At 65.3% G+C, this 25,510-nt stretch carries 24 protein-coding genes; 15 read left to right on the top strand and 9 right to left on the bottom strand.

The genetic code is table 11. The features are described 5' to 3' along the window. The first annotated feature begins 96 nt into the window (after nucleotides 1-96). From uvrB to ACFOMF_RS06645, 8 genes are all read left to right on the top strand, one after another. Entirely contained in the window at nucleotides 97-2,112 is a 2,016-nt protein-coding gene (uvrB, locus tag ACFOMF_RS06680; RefSeq protein ID WP_386362634.1) for an excinuclease ABC subunit UvrB, read from the top strand. Between the two features lie 134 nt (nucleotides 2,113-2,246). Further along, entirely contained in the window at nucleotides 2,247-3,146 is a 900-nt protein-coding gene (gene cysM / locus ACFOMF_RS06675) for a cysteine synthase CysM (RefSeq protein ID WP_386362631.1), read from the top strand. 76 nt (nucleotides 3,147-3,222) lie between these two features. Continuing rightward, complete coding sequence (gene rlmD, locus ACFOMF_RS06670; RefSeq protein WP_386362628.1) at nucleotides 3,223-4,575, top strand: 23S rRNA (uracil(1939)-C(5))-methyltransferase RlmD; 1,353 nt, start codon at nucleotides 3,223-3,225, stop codon at nucleotides 4,573-4,575. A gap of 82 nt (nucleotides 4,576-4,657) precedes the next feature. After that, a complete protein-coding gene (gene relA / locus ACFOMF_RS06665) occupies nucleotides 4,658-6,901 on the top strand; it encodes a GTP diphosphokinase (RefSeq protein ID WP_386362625.1) in 2,244 nt (747 codons plus the stop codon). 221 nt (nucleotides 6,902-7,122) lie between these two features. Continuing rightward, complete coding sequence (locus ACFOMF_RS06660) at nucleotides 7,123-7,920, top strand: class I SAM-dependent methyltransferase (protein WP_386362622.1); 798 nt, start codon at nucleotides 7,123-7,125, stop codon at nucleotides 7,918-7,920. Between the two features lie 38 nt (nucleotides 7,921-7,958). After that, a complete protein-coding gene (gene mazG / locus ACFOMF_RS06655; protein ID WP_386362619.1) occupies nucleotides 7,959-8,780 on the top strand; it encodes a nucleoside triphosphate pyrophosphohydrolase in 822 nt (273 codons plus the stop codon). Between the two features lie 84 nt (nucleotides 8,781-8,864). Continuing rightward, on the top strand, nucleotides 8,865-9,404 hold the full coding sequence (locus tag ACFOMF_RS06650; RefSeq protein WP_386362616.1) for a DUF2058 domain-containing protein: 540 nt from the start codon (nucleotides 8,865-8,867) through the stop codon (nucleotides 9,402-9,404). 105 nt (nucleotides 9,405-9,509) lie between these two features. Then, nucleotides 9,510-9,677, top strand: coding sequence for a hypothetical protein (locus tag ACFOMF_RS06645; RefSeq protein WP_386362613.1), 168 nt, complete (start codon nucleotides 9,510-9,512; stop codon nucleotides 9,675-9,677). 1 nt (nucleotide 9,678) lies between these two features. On the opposite strand, the gene ACFOMF_RS06640 is transcribed toward ACFOMF_RS06645, so the two are convergent. Together ACFOMF_RS06640 and ACFOMF_RS06635 are read right to left on the bottom strand one after the other, a co-directional pair. Beyond that, nucleotides 9,679-10,374 carry a phosphoribosyltransferase gene (locus ACFOMF_RS06640; RefSeq protein ID WP_386362610.1) on the bottom strand — a complete coding sequence of 232 codons (696 nt, stop codon included), beginning with the start codon at nucleotides 10,372-10,374 and terminating at the stop codon, nucleotides 9,679-9,681. Between the two features lie 2 nt (nucleotides 10,375-10,376). Then, the gene (locus ACFOMF_RS06635) at nucleotides 10,377-11,717 is read right to left on the bottom strand and encodes an erythromycin esterase family protein (protein WP_386362607.1); all 1,341 of its coding nucleotides are present in this window, start codon (nucleotides 11,715-11,717) and stop codon (nucleotides 10,377-10,379) included. Nucleotides 11,718-12,064: 347 nt separating this feature from the next. Between ACFOMF_RS06635 and ACFOMF_RS06630 the strand changes: the two genes are divergently transcribed. Beyond that, complete coding sequence (locus tag ACFOMF_RS06630) at nucleotides 12,065-12,292, top strand: hypothetical protein (protein WP_386362605.1); 228 nt, start codon at nucleotides 12,065-12,067, stop codon at nucleotides 12,290-12,292. Here ACFOMF_RS06630 and pdeM read toward each other — a convergent pair. From pdeM to ACFOMF_RS06605, 5 genes are read right to left on the bottom strand one after another with little or no spacing between them, the layout of a single operon-like run. Next, nucleotides 12,279-12,947: a ligase-associated DNA damage response endonuclease PdeM gene (gene pdeM / locus ACFOMF_RS06625; protein ID WP_386362603.1), complete on the bottom strand. Its 669-nt coding sequence runs from the start codon at nucleotides 12,945-12,947 to the stop codon at nucleotides 12,279-12,281. The two genes, ACFOMF_RS06630 and pdeM, sit on opposite strands and share 14 nt — an antisense overlap. 23 nt (nucleotides 12,948-12,970) lie before the next feature. Beyond that, nucleotides 12,971-15,520, bottom strand: a complete 2,550-nt coding sequence (locus ACFOMF_RS06620) for a ligase-associated DNA damage response DEXH box helicase (protein ID WP_386362600.1) — start codon at nucleotides 15,518-15,520, stop codon at nucleotides 12,971-12,973. Then, entirely contained in the window at nucleotides 15,517-17,247 is a 1,731-nt protein-coding gene (locus tag ACFOMF_RS06615) for an ATP-dependent DNA ligase (protein WP_386362597.1), read from the bottom strand. The genes ACFOMF_RS06620 and ACFOMF_RS06615 overlap by 4 nt, the downstream gene beginning before the upstream one ends. Continuing rightward, entirely contained in the window at nucleotides 17,244-18,251 is a 1,008-nt protein-coding gene (locus tag ACFOMF_RS06610) for a ligase-associated DNA damage response exonuclease (protein ID WP_386362594.1), read from the bottom strand. The genes ACFOMF_RS06615 and ACFOMF_RS06610 overlap by 4 nt, the downstream gene beginning before the upstream one ends. 59 nt (nucleotides 18,252-18,310) lie before the next feature. After that, complete coding sequence (locus ACFOMF_RS06605) at nucleotides 18,311-18,841, bottom strand: hypothetical protein (RefSeq protein WP_386362592.1); 531 nt, start codon at nucleotides 18,839-18,841, stop codon at nucleotides 18,311-18,313. 151 nt (nucleotides 18,842-18,992) lie between these two features. On the opposite strand from ACFOMF_RS06605, the gene ACFOMF_RS06600 reads away from it, so the two are divergent. The 6 genes from ACFOMF_RS06600 (at nucleotide 18,993) to ACFOMF_RS06575 (ending at nucleotide 23,851) form a co-directional block, all read left to right on the top strand. Continuing rightward, a complete protein-coding gene (locus ACFOMF_RS06600; RefSeq protein ID WP_386362589.1) occupies nucleotides 18,993-19,490 on the top strand; it encodes an LEA type 2 family protein in 498 nt (165 codons plus the stop codon). A gap of 4 nt (nucleotides 19,491-19,494) precedes the next feature. Next, complete coding sequence (locus ACFOMF_RS06595) at nucleotides 19,495-19,683, top strand: SEC-C metal-binding domain-containing protein (RefSeq protein ID WP_386362586.1); 189 nt, start codon at nucleotides 19,495-19,497, stop codon at nucleotides 19,681-19,683. A 7-nt stretch (nucleotides 19,684-19,690) separates the two neighbouring features. Further along, complete coding sequence (locus ACFOMF_RS06590; RefSeq protein ID WP_386362583.1) at nucleotides 19,691-20,149, top strand: DUF2489 domain-containing protein; 459 nt, start codon at nucleotides 19,691-19,693, stop codon at nucleotides 20,147-20,149. A 47-nt stretch (nucleotides 20,150-20,196) separates the two neighbouring features. Next, on the top strand, nucleotides 20,197-22,722 hold the full coding sequence (locus ACFOMF_RS06585; RefSeq protein WP_386362580.1) for a penicillin acylase family protein: 2,526 nt from the start codon (nucleotides 20,197-20,199) through the stop codon (nucleotides 22,720-22,722). Between the two features lie 191 nt (nucleotides 22,723-22,913). Beyond that, complete coding sequence (locus ACFOMF_RS06580; RefSeq protein ID WP_386362578.1) at nucleotides 22,914-23,246, top strand: YegP family protein; 333 nt, start codon at nucleotides 22,914-22,916, stop codon at nucleotides 23,244-23,246. A gap of 11 nt (nucleotides 23,247-23,257) precedes the next feature. Continuing rightward, nucleotides 23,258-23,851, top strand: coding sequence for a hypothetical protein (locus ACFOMF_RS06575; protein ID WP_386362575.1), 594 nt, complete (start codon nucleotides 23,258-23,260; stop codon nucleotides 23,849-23,851). A 65-nt stretch (nucleotides 23,852-23,916) separates the two neighbouring features. Here the strand turns inward: ACFOMF_RS06575 and ACFOMF_RS06570 are convergent, their stop codons facing one another. Further along, nucleotides 23,917-24,354, bottom strand: a complete 438-nt coding sequence (locus ACFOMF_RS06570; RefSeq protein ID WP_386362572.1) for a hypothetical protein — start codon at nucleotides 24,352-24,354, stop codon at nucleotides 23,917-23,919. A gap of 164 nt (nucleotides 24,355-24,518) precedes the next feature. After that, nucleotides 24,519-25,214: a tRNA (N6-threonylcarbamoyladenosine(37)-N6)-methyltransferase TrmO gene (gene tsaA / locus ACFOMF_RS06565; protein WP_386362570.1), complete on the bottom strand. Its 696-nt coding sequence runs from the start codon at nucleotides 25,212-25,214 to the stop codon at nucleotides 24,519-24,521. Nucleotides 25,215-25,510: the final 296 nt, after the last annotated feature.

Here is a 25,510-nt window from a genome sequence, read left to right as displayed (position 1 = left end):
TTTTTTTGCGCCGGTCGACGGGTTGCAGTGCGTCGGCACGGGTCAACGACTTTCCATGACAGCTGTCCGAGCAACAGTACTGACAGAGAGGCCTTTATGTCCGAATTCCAGCTGGTGACGCGCTTCAAGCCGGCGGGCGACCAGCCCGAAGCCATTCGGCGGATGGTGGAAGGTCTGGAGGCGGGCCTGTCGCACCAGACTCTGCTTGGCGTGACTGGCTCCGGCAAGACCTTCAGCATCGCCAACGTCATCGCCCAGGTCGCACGGCCGACGCTGGTACTGGCACCGAACAAGACCCTGGCGGCTCAGCTGTATGGCGAATTCAAGGCGTTCTTCCCGAACAACGCAGTGGAGTACTTCGTCTCCTACTACGATTACTACCAGCCCGAAGCCTATGTGCCGTCTTCGGATACCTTCATCGAGAAGGACGCCTCGATCAACGACCACATCGAGCAGATGCGGCTGTCGGCGACCAAGGCGCTCATGGAGCGACCCGATGCGATCATCGTGGCGACGGTGTCCTGCATCTACGGCCTGGGCGATCCGTCCAGCTACCTGAGGATGGTGCTGCACCTGGACCGTGGAGACCGCATCGACCAGCGTGCGCTGTTGCGCCGGCTGGCCGAACTGCAATACACCCGCAACGACATGGACTTTTCCCGCGCCAGTTTCCGCGTGCGCGGCGACGTGATTGACGTTTTCCCGGCCGAATCGGACCTCGAAGCCATTCGCGTGGAGTTGTTCGATGACGAGGTGGAAAGCATCGCCGCCTTCGATCCGCTGACCGGCGAGGTGATCCGCAAGCTGCCGCGCTTTACCTTCTATCCCAAGAGCCACTACGTCACGCCTCGCGAAACCATCCTCGATGCCATCGAGGCGATCAAGGGGGAGCTCGCCGAGCGTCTCGAATACCTGCGCGAAAAGGGTAAGCTGGTCGAGGCGCAGCGGCTGGAGCAGCGCACCCGCTTCGACCTGGAGATGATGCTCGAGCTGGGCTACTGCAACGGCATCGAGAACTACTCCCGCTACCTGTCCGGACGTACCCCGGGCGACCCGCCGCCGACGCTCTACGACTATCTGCCGGCCAACGCCCTGCTGGTGATCGACGAATCCCACGTGACCGTCCCGCAGGTTGGTGCCATGTACAAGGGCGATCGGTCGCGCAAGGAAACCCTGGTGGAGTACGGATTCCGGCTACCTTCGGCGCTGGACAACCGGCCGATGCGCTTCGAGGAGTGGGAAGCGATCAGCCCCCAGGCCATCTTTGTCTCAGCCACGCCCGGCCCTTACGAGGCGGAGCACGCCGGGCGCGTGATAGAGCAGGTGGTGCGCCCCACAGGTCTGGTGGACCCCGATATCGAAGTGCGCCCGGCGACCACCCAGGTGGACGATCTGCTGTCGGAGATCCGCAAGCGCGTCGCCAGCGAAGAGCGGGTGCTGGTCACCACCCTGACCAAGCGCATGGCCGAGGACCTGACCGACTATCTTGGCGACCACGACGTCCGCGTGCGCTACCTGCACTCCGATATCGATACCGTCGAGCGGGTCGAGATCATCCGCGATCTTCGCATTGGAACCTTTGATGTCCTGGTGGGCATCAACCTGCTGCGCGAGGGCCTGGACATGCCCGAGGTGTCGCTGGTGGCCATCCTTGATGCGGACAAGGAAGGCTTCCTGCGTTCGGAGCGCTCGCTGATCCAGACCATTGGCCGGGCCGCGCGCAACCTCAACGGCAAGGCCATCCTGTACGGCGACAACATCACCGGCTCCATGCAACGGGCGATCGACGAGACCGAACGGCGGCGGGTCAAGCAGGTGGCCTTCAACGAAGCGCACGGGATAGTGCCGCGGGGGGTGAAAAAGGACGTTCAGGACATCCTCGAGGGGGCCACCGTGCCTGGCGCCCGAAGCAATAAGCGCAAGGCCCAGGCCAAGGCCGCTGAGGAGGCAGGACGCTACGCCCAGGAGCTGCGCTCGCCGAGCGAGATCACCAAGCGCATCCGGGTGCTCGAGGAGAAGATGCTGCAGATGGCGCGCGACCTGGAATTCGAGGCGGCGGCCCAGCTTCGCGACGAGATCCAGGGACTTCGGGAGAAGCTGCTGCAGGTGTAGCGCAGGCTGGTCGCATCCTTCACCCGAGCGTTCCGCTGGTGGCGGACCGACCGCCGACCGGCTGAGGGGAAGCGCCCGCTACTCGGGGTTGGGGTATCATGGCAACCTCATCCCGCTCAATGGACAGAAGCGCCATGACCATCCCATATCCGACGATTGCCGATTGCGTTGGCAATACTCCGCTGGTTCGTTTGCAGCGTTTGCCCGGCCAGACAAGCAACACCCTGCTGGTGAAGCTCGAGGGCAACAATCCGGCGGGCTCGGTGAAGGATCGCCCGGCGCTGTCGATGATCGCCCGGGCCGAGGCGCGCGGTGCTATCGCGCCCGGCGATATCCTGATCGAGGCGACCTCCGGCAACACCGGTATCGCCCTGGCCATGGCTGCGGCGATCAAGGGCTACCGGATGATCCTGATCATGCCGGACAACTCAAGTGCCGAGCGCAAGGCGGCGATGACCGCCTATGGTGCCGAGCTCATCCTCGTCTCCAAGGAGGAGGGTATGGAGGGCGCACGGGACCTGGCCCTGCTGATGCAATCCCAGGGGCGCGGCAAGGTGCTCGACCAGTTTGGCAATGGCGACAACCCGGAGGCCCACTACCAGGGCACGGGCCCCGAGATCTGGCAGCAGACTGGCGGCACCATCACCCATTTCGTCAGCTCCATGGGCACCACCGGAACCATCATGGGCGTGTCGCGCTACCTCAAGGAACAGAACCCCGAGGTGCAGATCATCGGCTTGCAGCCCATGGAAGGCGCGGCGATCCCTGGTATCCGTCGCTGGCCGGAGGAGTACCTGCCCAGGATCTTCCAGTCCGAGCGGGTCGACCGAGTGGTGGACATGTCCCAGGCTGAAGCCGAAGAGGTGATGCGGCGGATGGCGCGCGAGGAGGGCATCTTCTGTGGCGTGTCCTCCGGTGGTGCCGTGGCGGCGGCCTTGCGGCTGTCGCAGGAGGTCGAGAATGCGGTGATCGTGGCGATCATCTGCGACCGCGGCGACCGCTATCTATCCACTGGCGTGTACGACGCCAGATGACAGCCAGACCCGTCGCTCCGGCCTGCCCTGCGTTCCGGAGCGTCCTTGCAACCAGTGCGCCCCGGTAGGTAAAGAAATGGCCAGACGTGGTTCAAGCCTGCGCTTGCAACCCAGTGGCGGTGCGCGCGTGACGCGGGTGCCGACCGGCAAGAAACAGCAGTTGGTGATCGAGCGGCTGTCCCACGACGGGCGTGGAATCGCCTTTCATGACGGCCTGACCTGGTTTGTCTCTGGCGCACTGCCGGGCGAGGCAGTCGAGGCGCGGGTGCTCGCCGCGCGCGGCAAGATCGTCGAGGCGCGGGCCGAGCGCGTGCAGTCGAGCAGCCCCGCTCGGCAGGACCCCGCCTGCAGGCACGCCGGCACTTGCGGGGGATGCAGTCTCCAGCATGCGTCCCCTGAAGATCAGCTGGCACTGAAGCAGCGCACCCTGGCCGAGCAGCTTCAGCGCTTCGCCGGCCTGGAAGCTGAAACCTGGGCGGCGCCCCTGACAGGCCCTGCCTTGGGCTACCGACGCCGTGCTCGGCTGGCGGTACGCTGGAATTCGCAGACAGCTGCGCTGGACCTGGGCTTTCGTGCGTCGGCGAGCCAGACCATCGTCTCGATCGACGAATGCCCGGTTCTGGTAGAGCCTTTGCAACGTCTGTTGCCGTCGCTCCTGACGACGCTGCGGTCGCTGCAACAACCCCGGGCCGTCGGTCATGTGGAGCTTTTCAGCGGTACCGCCGAAGCCGTGCTGGTCAGGCATGTGCAGCCGCTGCAACCGGGTGATCTCCAGCGCCTGACGGACTTCTGCCAGGCGCATGCCGCACAGCTCTGGCTGCAGGGCGCCGGCGAGCCGGAACGCTTCGACTCCACCCAGCGACTGGCCTATCGCCTGGAGCCCTGGAGTCTGGAGTTGAATTACCGACCAGGCGACTTCATTCAGGTGAACGCCCCGGTGAATGACGCCATGATCGCCCAGGCCCTCGAGTGGCTGGCGCCGAAGCCGGACGAGGCGGTGCTGGACTTGTTCTGCGGGGTGGGTAATTTCTCCCTGCCGCTGGCTCGATTGGCCGGCTCGGTGGTCGGAATAGAAGGCGTGGAAGCCATGGTGGCACGGGCGCGCACCAATGCCGAGCACAACAGGCTGACGAATGCGCACTTTTACCGGGCCGATCTGTCGAAGCCGCTTGCCGTCGCCCCATGGGCGGCCCAGGGTTTTCCCGCGGTGCTGCTGGATCCGCCGCGGGATGGGGCGTTGGAAGTCGTGCGGCAAATCGAGTCACTAGCGGCCAGGCGGGTTTTGTACGTTTCTTGCAACCCGGCGACCCTCGCCCGGGATGCGGTCGAACTGGGCCGTCAGGGGTATCGACTCCGGCGAGCAGGAGTACTGGACATGTTTCCGCAGACGGCGCATGTCGAAGCCATGGCTTTGTTTGAAAAGATGTAAGCCGGCTGCCTGAGGGCAGCGAGTCATCACACGGCGACGAGCCGGGTGTTTTTTGCGCAGGCACTGCGCAGAGGGAAGAAGGATGGTACAGGTTAGAGCGCTTCAGCCAGTCAACACCGATGGCAGCATCGACCTAGAGCGCTGGCTCGATCATGTGCTGAGCATGGACCCGGCGTTGGACCGCGCGGCCCTCAAGGAGGCGTGCGAACTTGCCCGCAGCGCCGAGGCTGATGCCAAGATCACCGACACGTCCTGGGGGGAGGCGTCGAGCTTCCAGACCGGGCTCGAGATTGCCGAGATCCTCGCCGATCTCAAGCTCGATCAGGACAGCCTCGTGGCGGCGGTTCTCTACCGTGGTGTGCGCGAAGACAAGATCCAGCTGTCCCAGGTGCAGCCGCGCTTTGGCGACGTGGTCGGCAAGCTGATCGAAGGCGTGCTGCGCATGGCAGCCATCAGCGCCAGCATCAATCCCCGCGAGTCGCTGGTGCTCGGCACCCAGGTCCAGGTCGAGAACCTGCGCCGGATGCTGGTGGCGATGGTCGATGACGTGCGGGTGGCACTGATCAAGCTGGCCGAGCGCACCATTGCCATCCGTGCGGTCAAGAGCGCCGACGAGGAAAAGCGTCGGCGGGTCGCCCGCGAGGTATTCGATATCTACGCGCCGCTGGCCCATCGCCTCGGGATTGGCCATATCAAGTGGGAACTCGAGGATCTCTCGTTTCGGTACCTCGAGCCCATGCAGTACAAGCAGATCGCCCAACTGCTGCATGAGCGGCGAGTCGATCGCGAGCTCTACATCAACACCGTGATGCAGCAGCTGCGCGAGTCGCTCAGCGAGACGGGGATCAAGGCCGACATCAACGGGCGGGCCAAGCACATCTATTCGATCTGGCGGAAGATGCAGAAGAAAGGCCTGCAGTTCAGCCAGATCTATGACGTGCGCGCCGTGCGCGTGCTGGTTCCCGAGGTTCGCGACTGCTACACCGCCCTTGGCATCGTCCACTCGCTGTGGCGGCACATTCCCAAGGAGTTCGACGACTATATCGCCAACCCCAAGGAGAACGGCTACCGCTCGTTGCACACCGCGGTGATCGGGCCCGAAGGCAAGGTGCTGGAGGTGCAGATTCGCACCCACGCGATGCACGAGGAAGCCGAGCTTGGCGTCTGCGCGCACTGGCGCTACAAGGGTACGGACGTCAAAAGCGGCTCCAACCATTACGAAGAAAAGATCTCCTGGCTGCGCCAGGTGCTCGAATGGCACGAGGAGCTCGGCGACATCGGCGGTCTGGCCGAGCAGCTGCGCGTGGATATCGAGCCGGACCGGGTGTACGTGTTCACCCCGGACGGCCATGCCATCGACCTGCCCAAGGGCGCGACGCCGCTGGACTTCGCCTATCGGGTGCACACCGAGATCGGCCACAACTGCCGCGGCGCCAAGGTCAACGGGCGTATCGTCCCGCTGAACTACAGCCTGCAGACCGGCGAGCAGGTGGAAATCATCACCAGCAAGCAGGGTTCGCCGAGCCGTGACTGGCTCAACTCCAACCTGGGCTACATCACCACCTCTCGGGCGCGGGCAAAGATTGTTCACTGGTTCAAGCTGCAGGCGCGTGACCAGAACGTCGCCGCCGGCAAATCGCTGCTGGAGCGCGAGCTGGCGCGGCTCGACATGCCGCCGGTGGATTACGAGCGTTTGGCGGAAAAAGCGAACCTCAAGACTGCGGAAGACCTGTTCGCCGCCCTGGGCGCGGCCGACCTGCGCCTGACCCAGGTGGTCAACCTGGCACAGCAACTGGTCGAGCCGGAGCGTGGCGTAGACCAGTTGGACCTCATCCCGCGCAAGTCGGCCCCGGTGGCGCGCCCCGGTCGCCGCGACGACATCCAGATCCAGGGTGTCGGCAACCTGATGACGCAGATGGCCAACTGCTGCCAGCCGCTGCCTGGCGATCCGATCGTCGGCTACATCACCCTTGGTCGCGGCGTCACCATTCACCGGCAGGACTGTGGCAATGCGCTGCAACTGACAGGCCGCGAGCCGGAGCGGATGATCCAGGTGAGCTGGGGCCCGGTGCCGGAGAAGGTCTACCCGGTGCAGATCACCATCCGCGCCTTCGACCGCTCGGGGCTGTTGCGCGACGTCTCCCAGGTGCTGCTCAACGAGAAGATCAACGTGCTGGCCGTCAACACCCGGTCGAACAAGGAAGACAGCACGGCGCAGATGGCCCTGACCATCGAGATCCCCAGTCTCGACGCGCTTGGCCGTCTGCTCGGACGCATCTCGCAGCTACCCAACATCATCGAGGCGCGCCGCCACCGCGCACTCTAGATGCAGCGCGGCGGCGGGGATGCCCGCCGCCGCGACTACTCGCCATCCAAAATAGAGTGCCGTCCGGCATTATGGGGAGCGTTGGTCTTTACACGCTAATGATAATGACTATCATTAGCGTGCGTGCCGGGAGCGTATGCCGTCCGGTCGTCAGCGGCGTTGAGAAACCGCAACGCTATCGCTCAGGCAGCTCGGCTGCGGGCCTATCAGGATGACAGATCATGCTCATGCGCATCTTCCCGGAACTCGTCGAATATCCACCCATCTCGCTTCCCGCCATCGTCTCCGCACATGGAGAGGCCAATGGCGTGCAGAGTCGCTCATGGTGCGAACTGGGCTGCGGCACTGGCCTTGGCGCCGTGATCAATGCGGCCGTCTATCCCCGTGATCGGTTCATCATCATCGACCCGGATGCCGGGAGGATCGGTCGGGGCCGCCGCCTGGCGGAGGCGGCCGGGGTGAACAACGTGATCTTCATCCGCGCAGAGTTCGAGAACCTGGCGCAGGGCACTTGCATGCGTGGTCCTCTACATGACTTCCTCATCGTTCAGAAGGGACGGATGCCTGACAGCGGCGCGGCCCGCCGGGCGGTGCAGCGCTGCGTGCGCCGCTGGCTCAAGCCGGGCGGCCAGATGCTCGACGCCAGCAAGGTTTCGCCTTGCACTGACGACACGCCATTGCCCGTGGATTCGCTGGCGATGGAGCGCTGCCGGACTCTCAACGGGATCATTGCCGAGCATGCCTTGCGCGGTGAGCCCTATGCCTTCCTGGCCGCGCCCGGACTGGGCGCGCCGCTGCCGGCCGACCCTCTGCAGATGGCGGCGATGCTGGTGCTGCAGCGCTGTCCCGATGTCGAAGGCCAACTGATGGAGGAAATGGTGCAGATCCTCCTGAGCGGTTTCGAGATCAGCATGGATGAGGATGCGATGCGTCGCCTGGAGTGCTTCGAGCGGCTGGTACTGCCCCGCTGGAAACGTCTGGGCATGCTGCCCGAGCACCGGGATGCGCTGCGCGGATAGGGTATGCTCGGTGGCCCGACATGCCGCCCGGAGATGCCATGTACCAGCTCGACGACCTGCTGCACCTGATGGCTCGCCTGCGCGATCCCGAGTACGGCTGTCCCTGGGATCTCAAACAGGATTACGCCAGCATCGTGCCGCATACCCTGGAAGAGGCTTACGAAGTGGCCGATGCCATCGAGCGCGGCGATTTCGATCACCTGGCAGGGGAGCTCGGTGACCTGCTGTTCCAGATTGTCTATTACAGCCAGTTGGGCCGGGAGGAGGGTCGCTTCGACTTTGCCGCGGTGGTCGACGGCATCACCCGCAAGCTCGTCCGGCGCCATCCCCATGTTTTTCCTGATGGGGACCTCTATGGCTCTCTGGATCAGCCACGTCTGGACGAGCATCAAGTCAAGCGGCGCTGGGAAGAGATCAAAGCCGAAGAGCGAGCCGAGAAGGCCGCATCGCCCCGCCAGCTGTCGCTGCTTGACGATGTGCCCGGCGCCTTGCCGGCCCTCAGCCGTGCCGCCAAGCTGCAGAACCGTGCTGCCCAGGTCGGCTTCGACTGGACGGACGTCGGGCCGGTGTTGGACAAGGTGCGTGAGGAACTAGACGAGCTGCGCGAGGCCATCGAGGCGGGCGACGATTCAGCGATCAACGACGAGACCGGCGATCTGCTGTTCGTCGTGGTCAACCTGGCCCGCCACCTGCGGCTCGATCCCGAGGCCAGCCTGCGCCAGGCCAATGGCAAGTTCGAGCGGCGCTTCCGCTTCATCGAGCAAGCGCTGCGCGGGGAAGGCAAAGCCATCGAGGACACTTCGCTGACGGAGCTCGATGCCCTTTGGGACAGCGCCAAGCGCGTCGAACGCCAGCTTTAGCCGGCCGGGCGTCCGGGGCTTGACTTGTCCGCCCCACGCCGCAGACTTGCAGGCGCCCCACCCACACTGAAAGAAAGGTCGAACATGGGACTCTCCCTTCGGGATCAGTTGCTCAACGCCGGGCTGGTCAATGAGAAACAGGCCAAGCAGGCCAGTAAGCAAAAGCAGAAACAGGAACGCCTGGAGCGGAAGGGACAGGTCGAGAAAGACGAGTCGCTTCGCGACGCCGCGCTCAAGGCGCATGCCGAGAAGGTGGAGCGTGATCGCGAACTGAACCGGCAGCAGCAGGAAAAGGCCGAGCAGAAGGCGCGTCAGGCGCAGATCAAGCAGCTCATTGAAAGCAGCCGCCTGCCCAAGCTCAACGGTGACGACTACTACAACTTCGTCGATGGCAAGAAGGTCAAGCGCATCGCGGTGAACGACATGCTGCGCGACAAGCTCTCGCGAGGGTCGCTGGCCATCGTCCGCCACGGCGGAGCCTACGAGATGATCCCGCGAGACGCCGCGCTGAAAATCCAGGAGCGTGACAAGCAGCGTATCGTGCTGCTCAACACGCCCACCGAGGCAGCGGAGGATGATGATCCCTACGCGGCCTACAAGGTGCCTGACGATCTGATGTGGTGAGCCCGCCCGTCGACCGGGTGGAATTCATCCAGGCTACCCGCCGTCTACAGCATTACTGGGGCGGGTGATGCGCCCGCCCGGAGCCAAATCTCCTGGAGGGCGCTCATGTCTATCTTCCGAACCTCGATTCATCCCGATCGGGCCGCCAATGCACCTCAATGGTTCGTAGCCGGAGTGGCCGGCGACCCTGAGGAGCCGGGCGTGCCGGTGCAACCCACCGAGCCTGGCGAGCCCACCGTACCTGACCAGCCGCCGCCAGCGCCGGTTGCCTGATTCAGCCTGCATGCCGGGATGACTGCCGTGATCCAGAGGCGGCGGCACGTTCCAGCAGGCGTACCACCTCGTCATCAGGGGTCTGGCTGAAATCCCGGTAATGGCAGCCTACCCCGATGAAGGGTTCCGGCATCGCCAGGCAGACCATTTCGTCCACCTCGTCCCGCAAGGCTGCGATGGCGTCGCGGGCGCCCACCGGAACGGCGGTTACCAACCGCGCGGCGCCGGCCTTGTGCAACCCCTTGAGCACAGCGCGCATCGAGGCGCCGGTGGCGACGCCATCATCCACCAGAATCACGCAGCGCCCGACCACCCTCGGCGGTTCCCGGTCGCCGCAGTAGCACTTGCGCCGTCGTTCAAGCTCCAGCAGCTGGCGGGCCTTTTCCTCTTCGAACCAGCCGGACGGTAGCGACAGCTGGCGAACCAGCTCGCTATTGACCACCCATTGCGGATCGGCACCGTCTATCACAGCGCCCAGCGCCATTTCCTCGTTGTGCGGAGCGCCGATCTTTCGTACCAGGGCGATGTCCAGCCTCGCCTCCAGCGCGGCGGCGATCTCGTAGGCGACCGGCACGCCACCGCGCGGCAGGGCCAGCACCAGTGGCTCCTCGACAGCGAGGTGCTTCAGCGCCTCGGCCAGTTCGCGCCCGGCATGACAACGATCCTCGAACAGATACGGATGAGCGATAGGGGGCATGGTTACTCTCCGAACGGATAGGTGTCGGGCGCGTCGCCCAATGCGGATAGCTGTGGTCCCAGCGGGGTGACCGCCTGGGTTTCCTCGAACCAGAGCAGCGCATCGAACTGCTTGGCCAGGACCGCCTGGAAATAATGGCTCTGACGCTCGGTCTGGGGCCGGTAGATGACCCCGATGGCACGTTCGAGCCGGGGCCGCGAGAGCGCCTCGCGCAAGCGGCTGGCCGACGGCTCGCGCCAGCAGGTAAGCGAGGCCGGCAAGCCTGCGCGCAGGAACAGCCGTTCCCAGCTGTCATCCCGTGACGGGCGTACCGGCATGACGTGCATCGGCTCGTCCCAGTTGTCTGCCGCGGCCACCGTACCCCGATCGGTGAACAGCCCGAGCAGTACCGCATCCTGGCCGTAGGTCGTGCGGCACAGCTCCCCGACGTTGAACTCGCCGCCCCAGCCCATGCTCGTGGCGGCCGCGTTACCGATGTGCGAGTTATGCGCCCAGACCACTGCCTTCGCGCTATCGCCACGGCGTTGCAGCAGCGCCTGCAGGGTGTCGAACATGTGCCGGTCGCGCAGGTTCCAGGACGCTGTGGAACCGCGGTACAGGGTGCGGTAGTACTGCTCTGCGGCCAGCACCACGCGGGCGTTGCGTTCGGCATCGAAAAACTGCTCGCCATCCTCGCGCATGTACACCAGGCGCTGTTCCAGCAGGTCTTGCAGCTGCGCCACCACCTCGTCCTCACAGGACTCGCGTCCCAGCCGGGCCACGTTGTGGCCATAGAGCGCCGGGTCGTGCTGCCAGGGCGTCAGGCAGCCGTAACGCTCGCGAGCCGTGACGGCAGCATCCGGGTCGACGCGGTCGAGATAGCGAGTGACCTGCTCCAGTGAAGCACCGAGGCTGTACACATCGAGGCCGCGGAACTCGCAGCGACTCGCCGGGGGCAGAGAGCGATTGTGCTCGCGTAGCCAGTCGACAAAGGCTGCCACCTCGCGATTGCGCCACATCCAGGTGGGAAAGCGCTGGAAACCTTCGTAGATCCAGCCTGAGGATTCGCCGCCGCGCACTTCCCGGTCGATCAGCCCCGCGTCTGGCCAGTCCGCTTCGACGGCGACGATGGAGAAGCCGTGCCGTTCGATCAGGCAGCGGGTAATCGCCGCGCGGGCGCGGTAGAACTCCGAGGTGCCATGACTGGCTTCGCCGATCAGCACTACCCGGGCATCGGCGAAGCGCTCGAATGGCGCAGCGAACTCCGGTGAGTCGATGTCGACGAGCGGCTCGGCGGATTGACGCAGTAGCCTGATCAGGGTGTCGTCGTCAGGTGCCGAATGGCGGGTGGAAGACGTTTTCATGGGCCTGGCTCACGCGGCCTGGACAGCAAGAACGGAATTCGCTGCGCCAGTCTTGCTCGGGTCGGTTGGGGCGGGCGCCCCGGTCATACGGGGGACCTGAGCAGGCGCTTGCCCGTTCCAACCTTTCGACGAAAGGCCGCCGAGACGATGGACGCGGCAGAACTGCGGCGAGGCGACTAGTCTAAATCGGCATATGGTGACCTTACCGGGCGTTACGCTTCATTGATGTCGAGGTCTCCATTGATGCGTTGCCGTTTCCGCGACCCTCGCGGCGCAGCGCTACGATAGCCTCAGACCGGCCAGGTCCCTCTTTTTGGTCACGATTAGGCTCTTGTAGGGGAATGCGCATGACCACCTGGATCATCACGTACAACGTGGACAACAACACCCATGTGTTGAAAGTGGAATCGGAGCACAGGCCCGAATTGGACGAGGCTGTGGGTCTGGTGACCCAGAAGGCGGAACAGGAATACGAGGAGCTCGAATACGAGGTCGATCCGGGCGAGGAGCAGACCCCCGCGGTGCTGCTTTCCGAGCGCTTCGGCATCACCATCACGGGTATTACCGAGCACTAGTCGCGACGGGCCAGACCGCACCCTCGGCCACCACGAATATGCGTCGCTGCGGTGCAGGCCGGATCTCCATCGCGCCGGTGAAGGCTCCGAATGCCGGTAGCAGGCTGACCGCCTCGTCGAGGCAGAAGCAAGGCAGGCGCAGTTGCGTCCGTTCCCGTCCGCGCAGGCGGAAGGCCGGATGCAGGTGCCCGGCCAGCACATGATGCGTCGGATGTGGCTCGGGTTCGTGGCGTAGCGCCAGCGGCCCGAGCAGCAGGGGTTCGTCGACCACGTCGATGTCCAGCGCGCGGGGCGGGTCGCCGGCGCGGCGGTCGTGGTTGCCGCGAATGAGGGTGATGGCCAGCCCAATGTGCTGCCGCCGCCAGCGGGCGAGGCGGGCGGTCAGGTGCTCGCTCCGGGATTCCGGTGCGTGCAGAAAATCGCCGAGAAAGAAGAGCTGCCGGCTGGGGTAAGCCTCTAGCAGCGCATCGAGCCGCTGGAGGTTGTCTTCTGTGGTTCCGCTTGGCACAGGCTGGCCGAGGCGGCGGAAGGCGGCTGCCTTGCCGAAGTGGGCGTCTGCGATCAGCAAGGCCTGCTCGGCGGGCCAGAAGAGCGCCTTGTCAGGCAGCAGCCACACTTCGGTGCCGGCGAGCGGGACGCTCTGGTAGGTGGGCATGGGACTTGAGAGGTCTCCGTGGGCTATTTCAGGGGCCTGGGGCGACCGTCCTTGCGCGCGCGGGGCTTGCGCCTGGGCGGACTGTCGGGCTGGAATGACTGCGCATCGATGATCGCGCCGGGCTCGTCCGGTCCGGGACCAGCCGCGGCTTCCAGGTCACGCAGCATGCGGGCGATGCGGTCGGCGAGCTTTTCCGAACTCATGCTTTCGCGAAAGCGCTCGACCATCAACGGAAACGCCAGGGGTGTGGGCCGCTTGATCGCATGGATGTCCAGCGTGCTGGTTCGCAAGCGAGACAGGGTCTGCTCTAGGCGATCGACATCGAGTTCCTGGCGCAGCACCTCTTCCTGAGCCTGGCTCAGCAGTAGGTTGTCGGGGTCGTACTGACGGAAGACGTCAAAGAACAGGCCGCTGGAGGCCTGCAACTGGCGAGCGCTTTTCTGTGCACCGGGATAGCCGGAAAACACCAGGCCGGCGATTCGGGCGATTTCCCGGAAACGGCGACGCGCGAGTTCGCCGGCGTTCAGGCTGGCGAGCACATCGTCCAGCAAATCGTCTCCCTCGAACAGTGCCGGTTGCAGCAGTGTCGGCCAGTCCACGGGCGTGGCGCAGAGCAGCTCGAAGCCGTAATCGTTGACAGCGATGGAAAAGGTGGCCGGTTGGCCTCGGCCGACCCGCCAGGCCAGCAGGCTGGCCAACCCGAGATGGACATGCCGACCGGCGAAGGGGTAGAGAAACAGATGCCAGCCTTCGCGAGAGCGGTGCGTTTCCGCCAGCAGTCGCCCGACCGCGGGCAGTGCCGACCATTCGCGCTGGACCTTCAGCAGCGGCTCGACCAGCCTCATTTCGGGGCTGCGGGTTTCTCCTCTGGCCGCTTCGCCGAGGCGCGCCACCACAGCGTCGGCGAGTTCGCTGGAAAGCGGCATGCGCCCACCATTCCAGCGTGGCACCGCGCCCTTGCGCCCGCTGGCGCGGCGCACGTAGGCGACCATGTCTTCGACCCGGACCAGCTCGAGCAGGCGTCCGGCAAAGAGAAAGCAGTCGCCTGGGCGCAGGCGGGCAATGAAGCCTTCCTCCACCGAGCCCAGCGAGCCACCCGTGCCACCGCGGGTCCAGAACTTTACCGTCAGGCTGGCATCGCTGACGATGGTGCCGATGCCCATTCGATGGCGCAGCGCGGTGCGGCGGCTGGGCACCTTCCACAGGCCGTTTTCGTCTGGCTCCACCCGCTGATAGTCAGGGTAGGCGCTGAGCGAGTGGCCGCCGTGGCGAACGAAGGCGAGGGCCCAGGCGTACTCGTCGTCGGTCAGGTTCCGGTAGGACCAGGCCTGGCGGATCTCGGGCAGCAGTTCCGCCGGATGGAACCCGCCCCCCAGGGCCATGCTCACCAGATGCTGGACCAGCACGTCGAGCGGCTTGGCCGGTGCCTCGCGGGCTTCGATGCGGCCCTCGGCGACAGCGGCCTGTACGGCGGCCGCTTCCACGATCTCCAGGCTATGGGTCGGCACCAGGGTGATTCGCGAAGTGCGCCCCGGCGCATGCCCGGAGCGCCCGGCACGTTGCAGGAGACGTGCCACGCCCTTGGCCGAGCCGATCTGCAGCACGCGTTCGACCGCCAGAAAATCCACCCCGAGATCGAGGCTCGAGGTGCAGACCACCGCTTTGAGCTGGCCTGCCTTGAGGCCGCGCTCGACCCAGTCGCGGGTCTCGCGGGACAGCGAGCCGTGGTGCAGGGCGATCAGACCCGCCCAGTCGGGACGTGCTTCCAGCAGCGCCTGGTACCAGAGTTCCGACTGCGAGCGGGTGTTGGTGAACAGCAGCGAGGTCGCGGCGGCCTCCACCTCCTGCACGACTTGCGGCAGCATGCGCAGGCCCAGGTGTCCGGCCCAGGGGAAGCGGTCTATGGCGCCGGGCAGCAAGGTATCGATGCGCAATGCCTTGTCGATGCGCCCCTGGACCAGCCGACCGTCGTCTCCGGCCAGCACCTCGAGCGCGTGCGGCTGGTTGCCCAGGGTGGCGGACAGCCCCCAGACGATTAGCTCCGGGTTCCACTGTCGCAGCCGCGCCAGGGCCAGCTGAAGTTGCACCCCGCGCTTGTTGCCGAGCAATTCGTGCCATTCGTCCACCACCAGCATGCCAAGGCCGGCGAAGGCATGGCGCGCGTCGGCGCGGGTCAGCAGCAGCGTCAGGCTTTCAGGTGTGGTCACCAGTGTCGTGGGCAGGCGGCGGTTCTGCCGGGCGCGCTCGGCACCGGAGGTATCTCCGGTCCGCAGCCCCAGGGTCCAGGGCAGGTCGAGCCCACGCAGCGGCGCCTCGAGGGCCCTGGCGGTGTCGGCGGCCAGCGCACGCATGGGCGTGATCCAGAGCAGCGTCAGTGGCAGGCTGCCATTAGCGGGGGCGCGGGCGGCGAAGCGCTCCAGGGCACCCAGCCAGACCGCCAGGGTCTTGCCGGAGCCGGTGGTCGCGTGCAGCAGGCCCGACTCGCCGCGGCCGATGGCCTGCCAGACTTCACGCTGGAAAGGGAAGGGCGACCAGCCCTGATCCGCCATCCACTCCGCGACTCTCTGGCTCATCCAAGCAGGGCCTTGAGGGTGGTCAGGGTGTCGGCTTCCTCCACCGGCTTGTCCTGACGCCAGCGCAGCATGCGCGGAAAGCGCACGGCAATGCCGCTCTTGTGCCGGCTGCTGGCGGCGATGCCCTCGAAGCCCAGCTCGAACACCAGGGTCGGGGTGACGCTGCGCACCGGGCCGAATTTTTCCACCGTGGTCTTGCGGATGATCGCATCGACCTTGCGCATTTCCTCATCGGTGAGCCCGGAATAGGCCTTGGCGAAGGGCACCAGCTTGCGCTCGGGATCGCCGGGCTCGCCGTCCCAGACCGCAAAGGTGTAGTCGCTATAGAGGCTGGCGCGACGGCCGTGGCCGCGCTGGGCGTAGATCAGCACCGCATCGATGGAGAAGGGATCGATCTTCCATTTCCACCAGATGCCGACATCGCGGGTGCGGCCAACGCCATACCCCGCCTCGCGCTGCTTGATCATGAAGCCCTCGACGCCGAGCCGGCGCGACGCCTCGCGTTGCTCGGCCAGTTCGAACCAGTCATTCCCCTGCACCAGTGGCGACAGCAGCAGCGGCGCGGCCTGGTCCGCGTCGTTCAACAGCTGTCCCTGGGACGTCGCGCCGTGACCTATGACTGCTTCGAGCCGGGCACGGCGTTCCCACTGTGGACGGGAACGCCAGTCCTCGCCCTGCCATTCGAGCAGGTCGTAGACCAGCAGGGCGACTGGCGCTTCGGCGAGAATCCTTGCGTTGAGCGTCTTGCGGCCGATGCGCTGTTGCAACAGGGCGAACGGCTGGACGTGGAAACCACCGTCTCCGCCACTTTGGACCTGGCTCGAACGGGGAGCTGCCGCCGGCGGCTTCCACACCAGGATCTCGCCGTCGAGTACCGTGCCGTCCGGCAGGCCGCTGGCCGCCTCGATCAGCTCGGGAAAGCGGTCGCTGACCAGCTCTTCGCCACGCGACCAGATCCATGCCTGGCCGTCGCGCTTGACCAGCTGCGCGCGGATCCCGTCCCACTTCCATTCCACCAGCCAGCCGGCGGAGTCGCCGAGCAGGGCGGCGAAGTCTTCTATGGGTACCTGCAACGAGTGGGCGAGAAAGAAGGGATAGGGCTGCCCGCCGCGCTGGACGTGCTCGTCAGCCGACTCCGGGGCGATCAGGGCCAGAAAGCTTTCGGCGCTGGGCCGGTGCGACAGGTCGGTATAGCCCACCAGGCGCTGCGCCACCCGTTTGGGATCGAGCTCGGCCAGTGCTGCCAGGGCGCGCGTCACCAAGAGCTTCGACACCCCGACGCGGAACCCGCCGGTAATGAGCTTGATGCAGACCATCAGGCTGCGTTGGTCGAGCTGTGCCCAGAGCAGCGGCAGCCGCTCGGCTATCTCTTCGGGCGGGCGACCACGCAGCGGCAGCAGCTTGTCCTGCAGCCAGGTGGCGAGGCCCTCGTCACTGCTGGAGGCACTATTGTCCTGCAGCAGCAGGGAAATGGTTTCGGCCAGGTCACCGACGGCTTGGTAGCTTTCCTCGAACAGCCAGTCGGGCAGGCCACTGGCATGCATCGCGGTCTCGCGCAGGATCCTGGACGGCACCAGTTGCCGTGGCCGCCCGCCAGCGAGGAAGAACACCGCCCAGGCCGCGTCTTCGGCCGGCGCTTCGCGAAAGTAGTCACGCATGGCGGCGAGCTTGGCGTTGTTCGAGGTGGTGGCGTCCAGGCGGCTATAGAGGTCGGCGAAGGCTTTCATGCCGTCTCCGCCACGTCGTCTTCCTCGCCGTACTCGGTGGCGAACGCCTGGGCATCCAGGCCGCGTTCGCAGAGGTAGCGCACCAGGGTGCTGACCGAGCCGTGGGTGACCATCACCCGCTCGGCGCCGGTCTGCTCGATGGCCCAGAGCAAGCCCGGCCAGTCTGCGTGGTCGGACAGCACGAAGCCCCGGTCGACACCGCGCCGGCGCCGTGTTCCGCGCAGCATCATCCAGCCGCTGGCGAAGGCGTCGGCATAGTCGCCGAAGCGCCGCATCCAGGTGCTGCCCCCGGCCGAAGGTGGGGCCACCACCAGTGCCTGGCGCAAGCGCGGGTCGGACCTGGCGAAATCACCGGCATAGCAGGTTTCCGGCAGGCAGACCCCGGCTTCGCGGTAGACGCGGTTCAGCGGCTCCACCGCGCCATGCACGAGGATCGGGCCGATGTCGGCGTCCAGCCCGTGGAGGATGCGCTGGGCCTTGCCGAACGCATAGCAGAACAGCACGCAGGTGCGCCCCACGGCGGCATTCGCCCGCCACCAATCGTTGATCTGGCGAAACACCTCGGCCTGTGCCGGCCAGCGGTAGATCGGCAAGCCGAAGGTGGACTCGCTGATGAAGGTATGGCAGCGCACCGGTACGAACGGCTCGCAGGTGCCGTCCGGCTCGACCTTGTAGTCGCCTGAGGCCACCCATACTTCGCCGCGGTACTCCAGGCGTACCTGCGCGGAGCCCAGGACATGACCGGCCGGGTGAAAACTCAGGCGCACCCCGTGATGGTCGATGGACTCGCCATAGGCCATGGTCTGCAGGCGGATGTCGCTACCGAGTCGGGCGCGGAGAATGCCCTCGCTGGGCTGCGCCGCCAGGTACCCGCCCATGCCCCAGCGGGCGTGATCGCCGTGGGCATGGGTAATCACCGCGCGTTGCACCGGCTTCCAGGGATCGATGTAGAAGTCGCCCGGGGGGCAATAGAGACCTTCGGGGCGAGCGATGACGAGATCCATGACCTGCACCGGTAAGCATGTGAAGGTTCGAGCCCGACGGGTCCGCTAAGGTTCGCCGCTCAGCGCACCAGGCTCAGGTGGCTGGTATCGGGTGCCGGGGCGGCCGGATCTGCTGGACGCTGGCCGAGATCACTGCCCACCGGCGCCAGGCTCAGGGCTGAAAGGTCCAGTGCCGGTTCGGGCACCTCGGCACGCGGGTCAAGCAGGTCGCTGCCGGCGGGAGCGAGCCCGAAGTCCGGCGCATCGACGTCGATGAAGGCGGCCATGTAATCGTCGCGCGGCGCGATCTCCAACCGGGCCGCGGGTGATGGCGGTAGGTCCGCGCCGGGCTGTGTACGATCAGCGGCGTCGTCCTGGACATCAGCCATGGGACTGACCTCCACCCTGGCCCCGGCGCGTTCCAGGATAAGGCGGTACTTCTCCGCCGCGGCTTCGTCCAGATTCTGCTTGATGACGGTTCGCCGTCCGGAAAACAGCGCGGCGATGCGCTGGGCGTCGGCCTGGAACAGGCGGGCCAGGTTTACCTGGACCTGCTCGAGCTCGACGCCTGGGACAAGCGCCCCGTTGAAGGCAATTTCGTAACGTTGCATCTGGTGCTCCTTGGACGATGGCCGCGCTTCCGCTTCGCGGCGTTTTCGACAGTGTCAAATGATTGAAGTATGACCGAGCTATTTTCACGGCTACAACCATTGCGGTCGGCTGGCTGCTTGTTACACTGAGCCATCGTATGGAGTGTCAGGAATGACCGCGCTGTCGCAAAAGCAACTATATCTGCGAACTTGGCTGCTGCTGGGGCTCATGCTCGGGCTTTCCGGCTGCTCGACCTGGTTTGGCGGCCGTTTCGAGCAGCCCGACGTTGAGTTGGTCAAGGTCGACATCGTCAAGGCGCGGATGCTGGAGCAGGAGTTCCTACTGCGGTTTCGCATCGACAACCCCAATGACAAGAGCCTGCCGGTGCGGGGGCTGGTCTACAAGGTCTGGCTGAACGACCTCGAACTGGCCGAAGGCGAGTCCAGTGCCTGGGCCAACATCCCGGCCAACAGCCGCGGGATCTACGAGGTGCCGGTGCGCACCAACCTGTGGCGACACATGCGCTATGTTGTCCGCTTGCTGGAGCGTCCCAGCCAACCCATCCGTTATCGGCTGGACGGTGAACTCAAGACGGGAATGATGTTTGGACAGCGCGTGCAGATTTCCAGGGATGGCGAGATAATTCCCGCCGATTTCGTCCCGGAGTGAATCCATGAACCAGAATCAACACGTCCACGGTCCCGACTGCAACCACGATCACGGCCATGCTCACCATGTCCACGGTCCGCACTGCAACCACCACGCGCAGGAGCCTGTTCGCAACCCGCTGAAGGAAGTGGGTCGCAACGATCCCTGCCCGTGTGGCAGCGACAAGAAGTTCAAGAAGTGCCACGGCGCCTGAGCCCGCCATGGCCCTGACGCTCGCCTTGGTCGCGCTGGCCCTGCTGGTAATCGGCGGTCTCGGTTTCTATGCCTATCGCCTGTGGCGGCAGGTCTGGCGTCGCGAGCGTCAGCAGACTGACGCCGAAGCGAGCCGGCGGGCTTCGCTGGCCGAACATCTTCGTGTGCTGGCCAGCTCGCTGCTGGACGAGCAGGTACCCTTGATCGAGGGTGCCATCCGCATCAAGGTACTGATCGACAACTACGATATGACGCTCGGACAGGATCCGCGCTGCCAGGTTTTTCATCAGCTCTACGACGCCACCGAACATGTGCCGACCCATGCCGGCTGGAAGGCGCTGGACCGCGACGAACGCCGCCGTCACGAAGCCAACTTCAGTGCGCTCGAGCTCAAGCACAAGGCCGAGGCGCGGCGTTCGGCGCGCTGGTTGCTGGACGAGGCGCTGCCCGGGCGCCAGGCGGCCTGAGCACCCATTGCTTTAACCATTCGCTACCCGCCGTACAGGATTCCCCGATGCGCCTGCCTGTTTCCCTTGCCCTGGTCTCCGCGATCGGCCTGCTCGGCCTCGGCGGCTGCGACCGCTATCTGGAAAACCGCTACGGCGAGAGCCTGATGCCGACTCGCGGCGTCCAGCCGCTTACCGGGCTGGCCGACAGCGTCAGCATTCGCCGCAGTGAACTGGGCATCCCGCTGATCGAGAGCCGCAATTTTCACGATGCGCTGTTCGCCATGGGTTACGTGCATGCCGGCGACCGCCTGAGCCAGATGGTCAGCCTGCGCCTGACCGCAGAAGGTCGACTGGCGGAAATGGTCGGGCCGGGGGTTCTGGAGCTTGATCGCTTCATGCGTGCGGTGAACCTGCGCGACAGCGCCCAGGTGCTGTATCGCAACGCCACACCGCGGATGAAGCAGTACCTCGAGGTCTACTCGCGCGGCGTCAACGCCTATCTGTTCCGGCATCAGGACAACCTGCCCGTGGATCTGGCGGCCTCCGGATACAGGCCCGAGTACTGGAAGCCCGAGGATTCGGTACTGCTCTTCTGCCTGCTCAACTTCGGCCTGTCAGTGAACCTGCAGGAGGAGGTGGCAGCGCTGGTGATGGCGCAGCAGGTCGGTGCGGAGAATCTTGCCTGGTTGCTGCCCATCTATCCTGACGAGCCGCTGGCCTTTGCCGAGGCGCAGAAGCTCGAAGGGCTGGATCTTTCCGGGCAGTTGCCGGCCTTGGCGGCCATCGACCGCGCGGCCGGGCAGATCGCCGCGCTGGGCCTGCACAATGTCGCGGCGTCGAACAACTGGGCGATTGCAGGCGAGCGCAGCCGCAGCGGCAAGCCCTTGCTGGCCAACGACACTCATCTGCCGCTGGCGATTCCCTCGTTCTGGAACCACGTGCAGATCCGCTCGCCGAAGTACCAGGCTGCCGGCGTCAGCATCGCCGGCATTCCCGCCGTGGTGGCCGGCTACAATGGCCGGCTTGCCTGGGGCATGACCATGGTCATGGGCGACACTCAGGACCTGTTTCTCGAGCAGGTTCGCCGCGAGGGCGACCGCCTGATGTATCTGGCCGATGGCCAGTGGCTGCCGGCGCGCCAGCGCCATGAAACCTTTTTCATCAAGGGCGGGCGGCCGATTCGCGAGACCCTTTACGAGACGCGAAACGGCGTGTTGCTGAACAGCGTGCTGGGCGAGCGCAAGCATCCGCTTCAGCCGCTTTCGCTCGAGAGCGGCTATGGCCTGGCGTTGCGGCAGCTGCCGATGAACGAGGACCGCTCGCTGGACGCCTTCTTTGATCTGTCGCGGGCGCAGAATGTCGATCAGGCTTTCGAGGCCTCGCGTGAGATCCGTGCCAGTGCACTGAACCTGGTGTTCGCCGACGCGCAGAGCATCGGCTGGCAGGTCACCGGGCGCTATCCGAACCGCCGTGACGGGCTCGGTCTGATGCCCTCTCCGGGCTGGGATGGCCGCTATGACTGGGACGGTTTCGCCGACCCCATGCTGCACCCCTACGACCAGGATCCACCCCAGGGCTGGCTGGGCACTGCCAACCACAGGGTGGCGCCACGGGGCTACGGCATGCAGCTTTCCAGTTCCTGGCACTACCCCGAGCGCTTCGAGCGCCTTGCCGAGCTGGCCGGGAGCGGTCGCCATGACAGCCGCAGCATGATGGCCATGCAGTACGACCAGACCAGCCCCTTCGCCGCCAAGCTCAAGGCCATGTTCCAGGATCCCGGTATGGAGCAGCCGCTGGCCGAAGCCATCGCCGCACTGCCTGCCGCCGAGCAGGGCCGGGCACAGGAGGCATTGACGCGACTACTGGCGTTTGACGGACGACTCGCCGCGGATTCGGCCGATGCGGCCCTGTACGGCGCCTTTTTGCAGGAGAGTGCTCGCTTGATCTTCCAGGACGAGCTGGGCGGCGGCCAGTCGCCCGCCTGGCGGGCGCTGGTGCAGGTGGCCGGTACCGCTTATTCGGCCCAGGCCGATCATTTGCTGGGGCGTGACGACAGCCCATTCTGGAACGACAGGACAACGCAGGAGCAGGAAGACAAGCCGACCATTCTCGCCCGCAGCCTTGCTGCCTCGGTGGCGCTGCTGGAAGAGCGGCTGGGCAGTGATCGCAGCGCCTGGCAATGGGGTCGCCTGCACCGCTACACCTGGAACAGCGGCGCGAGCCAGCTGGCACCCTTCATGGGCGCGCCGCAGCGCGCCGGGGTGCAGGCCCTGCAACGCCAGCTCGACCGTGGGCCCCTGCCGGCCGGTGGGGATCACAGTACCCTCAACGTGTCGGCCTATGCCTGGGGCGCCAGCTTCGACACCTGGTTGGTGCCGTCGATGCGCATGATCGTCGACTTCGGCCTCGACGAGCCGATGCTGGGCATGAACAGCTCTGGACAATCGGGCAATCCGCTCAGTCCGCATTACGCCGATGCGATCGAGGGCTGGCTGTCGGGGCGCTATGCGAGCTTCCCGTTCAAACCGGAAAATCTCGACAAGGTCTATGGCAGCGAACATCTGTTGCTGACGCCCGAAAAGCCCCGCTGAGGCCTTGCGCTTGGTCCGCTTTGCGACATCTTGTCGTGCCAGGGCGCGACGCCGACCCGCTTGTCTGCCGCCAAGCGGCTGATTGCACGCCCCTTTTCCCCTTGGCACCGGCCTTGCAAAAGCCTGTCGCCTGCTGGTCGCTTGCCCGCATGGACAAGTCGTTCCAGCCAAACCAGCCTGGGAGAATGGAAATGTCGGCAGTCTTCGAACTCAAGAGCAACAGCGATCAGCAGTTCTTCTTCCACCTGCTCGACAGCAAGGGCGAGGTGCTGCTGTTGAGCGCCGAATATCCGAGCAAGCAGGAAGCCGAGAAGGCCATTCAGGACGTTCGGGTCGGCTCCTTGATGAGCAACCAGATCGCCGCTGGCAAGGTGGCGGCGGGCGACAGCTTTTTCGTGATCAAGGACGGGGTCGGCGATGTCGTCGCCAAGAGCCTGCTGTTCAGCTCGCGCATGGTGTTCGACAACGCCCTGCATGCGGTGAAAGATCACGCCTGCGTGGCTGAAATCAGCGATCTGACCTGAGGCCGGCGGGCATGGGGGTCGAAGCAAGCATCCTGAAGGAGCTCGGGAATCTCGGCATGACCGTGACCGAGCTGTCGGCGATTCGCCAACTGGTGAAGACGCATATCCACAACCCGGCGTTTCTGACACCCTTCGATACGCTGGTCGATGAACTCGGCAAGTGCTACGACGTGCTGCTCGGCGTGTTCGAGCCGCTGGTCGCGCTCGACACGGAGGCGGCCTTTCTCGACGCCTTCGACAGTCGGCATGAAGCCTTCAGGGCCAGTTATCTGACGCAGGCCAGCAAGCCCAGGCCGTGTGCGGAGAATGCCTTCGAGGCCTATCTGATATTGAAGACCCTGAAGGAAAGCCGCACCGGCTACCCCATCCTCAGGCGGACCTTTGCGCGGCTGGATGAACTGGTGGACAAATGGGTCACCAATGACGCCTGGCTGGTGATGCATCTGGACGGCGCGCTGAAGATGCTCAACCGGTTACTGATCGAAGTCGCCGAACTCAAGCAGAGGGATCCCGAGGATGCCTGGCTGGTGTTCGGGCCGGCGTTTGCCGGATTTTCCCGTTACCTCGTACTCATCCGGGATGCTCGCGGAGCCCTGCGGGGCTGACGACCTCCCGGGTCGCCAATCCCGCAGCCTGCCCCGAAAAAGGTAGCCGATGTCATGCGGGAGGCTCAGCGCCTGGCGACCAGGTGAAGGTCGGGACGGGGCGCGGCCGATTCGCTGAGCGTGAAGATGATGCGCCGCCAGGCGGCCTCGTCGAAGGCCAGGCTGTTCTCGTGGAACATCTGCGCAGCGTTATCCACCACATCCTGCAGCAGCAGGTCCATGTAGGGCTCGGTCAGCTCCGAATCCAGGACCCGCTGGGGCACCGCGACCTGAAAGAACAGGGTGTCGTTTTGCGGGGTATAGCCACCCATGCGCATGCCGCTGAAGTCCGGCTTGTCGTACTTGCCCGGCAGCATGAAGGTCACGTCCAAAGAGGGCGATGCTGGGATCTCCCCACGCCGCGACAGGAGCGCGGCGGAACTGGCCATGCGAATGATATGGCGGTTGATGGGGCTCTCTTTCAGGTTGTTGCTTGCAGTGGTCACGCTCAAGTACAGGCCCATGGGGGAGGTCGTCCTGTTGGGAATGTGCTGACATGATTGCAAGATCCAAGCCGCGCCAGTCGCCTCTGGCGCGCGCGAAAAAAGCCTGAAATTCAGGGAGTTGGGACCGGGCGGGAAACAGGAGGAGTGTCCGCTTTGTCGGGCTTGCTACAGCGCAGGGGGGATCAGGCCGCGGGCAGAACTTCGAGCACGCGGATCTGCGTGGGCTCTGGATAGTGCCAGCGCACTTCCAGGTCCCACAGTCGGGTACCGTAGCGGCGTTGTGGGTCGGGTGTCTGATAGGCCGGGCGTGGATCCTGTGCCAGGCATTGTTCGATGAGCTCCACCAGTGGTTCTTCGAGACGCCGGGCGTGACCGCGAGCCTGCGCCAGGGCCGTGTTGCACCACTGGACGTCCAGCTGCTCGGGGGCTGCCTCGGCCATGCCGTTGTGTGCCTCCAGACAGGCATCGGCGTAGGGGACGTAGGGTTTGATGTCCAGCACTGGCGTGCCGTCGAGCAGGTCGATCCCGGAGAGATACAGGCGGCCAGGCGCAAGCCTGTCCAGCCTGACTACCGACTGGCCGATCCCGTTCGGGCGGTGGGTGGCGCGGGTGGCGAACACGCCCACCATGCGATTGCCGCCCAGGCGAGGCGGGCGCACCCTGAGCCGAGGTTGCTGTTCGAGCGCCTGGTGAAACAGAAACAGCAGCCAGACGTGACTCACCTGTTCGAGACCTTCCACCGCCTGCGGCTGGTCATAGGGCGGCAGTAGTTCGAGCACGCCGCGGGCCGCCGGCGCGAGGTGAGGCTGGCGCGGAATGGCGAACTTCTCCCGAAAGCAGGAGCGCACATGGCCGATGGGGGAAACGAGGTGCTGCACGATGAGCCCTTGAGCTTGAGGAGGCCGCCAGTCTACCTGTCGGGGGTCGCGTTTGGACAAGGGAAGGGCAGACCCCCTTGGGTATCATCAGGTACCGGTTGCCGCGCATCAGACCCAGCGGCGCCCCCCCTCGTCCATCGTCGCGGGTGACAGACCGGCTGTCGCTACGATCAAAACAGAGCCGACTGCCAGGGCCGTGCAAAATATCAAACATTTGTATAGAATCGCGCCCCTTTCCCCATCGATGGGAAACAATTCCGGGCTGTCCATCCAGACCTCAAAACGGTTTTCCGAGC

Source organism: Stutzerimonas tarimensis, from assembly GCF_042648805.1.
In the GTDB taxonomy this organism is placed as follows: Bacteria; Pseudomonadota; Gammaproteobacteria; order Pseudomonadales; family Pseudomonadaceae; genus Azomonas; species Azomonas tarimensis.
The sequence above is the reverse complement of the archived record's forward strand: the minus strand, read 5'-3'. Positions and strand labels throughout refer to the sequence as shown.

Bases quoted from the DNA above. Each gene is read 5' to 3' on its own strand.
- ACFOMF_RS06585 (WP_386362580.1), top strand. From the start codon at position 20,197: ATGCGCCTGCCTGTTTCCCTTGCCCTGGTCTCCGCGATCGGCCTGCTC.
- ACFOMF_RS06575 (WP_386362575.1), top strand. From the start codon at position 23,258: ATGGGGGTCGAAGCAAGCATCCTGAAGGAGCTCGGGAATCTCGGCATG.
- ACFOMF_RS06580 (WP_386362578.1), top strand. From the start codon at position 22,914: ATGTCGGCAGTCTTCGAACTCAAGAGCAACAGCGATCAGCAGTTCTTC.
- cysM (WP_386362631.1), top strand. From the start codon at position 2,247: ATGACCATCCCATATCCGACGATTGCCGATTGCGTTGGCAATACTCCG.
- pdeM (WP_386362603.1), bottom strand. From the start codon at position 12,947: ATGCCCACCTACCAGAGCGTCCCGCTCGCCGGCACCGAAGTGTGGCTG.
- ACFOMF_RS06570 (WP_386362572.1), bottom strand. From the start codon at position 24,354: ATGGGCCTGTACTTGAGCGTGACCACTGCAAGCAACAACCTGAAAGAG.
- ACFOMF_RS06600 (WP_386362589.1), top strand. From the start codon at position 18,993: ATGACCGCGCTGTCGCAAAAGCAACTATATCTGCGAACTTGGCTGCTG.
- ACFOMF_RS06610 (WP_386362594.1), bottom strand. From the start codon at position 18,251: ATGGATCTCGTCATCGCTCGCCCCGAAGGTCTCTATTGCCCCCCGGGC.
- ACFOMF_RS06605 (WP_386362592.1), bottom strand. From the start codon at position 18,841: ATGCAACGTTACGAAATTGCCTTCAACGGGGCGCTTGTCCCAGGCGTC.
- ACFOMF_RS06595 (WP_386362586.1), top strand. From the start codon at position 19,495: ATGAACCAGAATCAACACGTCCACGGTCCCGACTGCAACCACGATCAC.
- ACFOMF_RS06630 (WP_386362605.1), top strand. From the start codon at position 12,065: ATGACCACCTGGATCATCACGTACAACGTGGACAACAACACCCATGTG.
- ACFOMF_RS06660 (WP_386362622.1), top strand. From the start codon at position 7,123: ATGCTCATGCGCATCTTCCCGGAACTCGTCGAATATCCACCCATCTCG.
- ACFOMF_RS06620 (WP_386362600.1), bottom strand. From the start codon at position 15,520: ATGAGCCAGAGAGTCGCGGAGTGGATGGCGGATCAGGGCTGGTCGCCC.
- rlmD (WP_386362628.1), top strand. From the start codon at position 3,223: ATGGCCAGACGTGGTTCAAGCCTGCGCTTGCAACCCAGTGGCGGTGCG.
- ACFOMF_RS06615 (WP_386362597.1), bottom strand. From the start codon at position 17,247: ATGAAAGCCTTCGCCGACCTCTATAGCCGCCTGGACGCCACCACCTCG.
- ACFOMF_RS06635 (WP_386362607.1), bottom strand. From the start codon at position 11,717: ATGAAAACGTCTTCCACCCGCCATTCGGCACCTGACGACGACACCCTG.
- uvrB (WP_386362634.1), top strand. From the start codon at position 97: ATGTCCGAATTCCAGCTGGTGACGCGCTTCAAGCCGGCGGGCGACCAG.
- ACFOMF_RS06650 (WP_386362616.1), top strand. From the start codon at position 8,865: ATGGGACTCTCCCTTCGGGATCAGTTGCTCAACGCCGGGCTGGTCAAT.
- ACFOMF_RS06640 (WP_386362610.1), bottom strand. From the start codon at position 10,374: ATGCCCCCTATCGCTCATCCGTATCTGTTCGAGGATCGTTGTCATGCC.
- relA (WP_386362625.1), top strand. From the start codon at position 4,658: ATGGTACAGGTTAGAGCGCTTCAGCCAGTCAACACCGATGGCAGCATC.
- mazG (WP_386362619.1), top strand. From the start codon at position 7,959: ATGTACCAGCTCGACGACCTGCTGCACCTGATGGCTCGCCTGCGCGAT.
- ACFOMF_RS06645 (WP_386362613.1), top strand. From the start codon at position 9,510: ATGTCTATCTTCCGAACCTCGATTCATCCCGATCGGGCCGCCAATGCA.
- ACFOMF_RS06590 (WP_386362583.1), top strand. From the start codon at position 19,691: ATGGCCCTGACGCTCGCCTTGGTCGCGCTGGCCCTGCTGGTAATCGGC.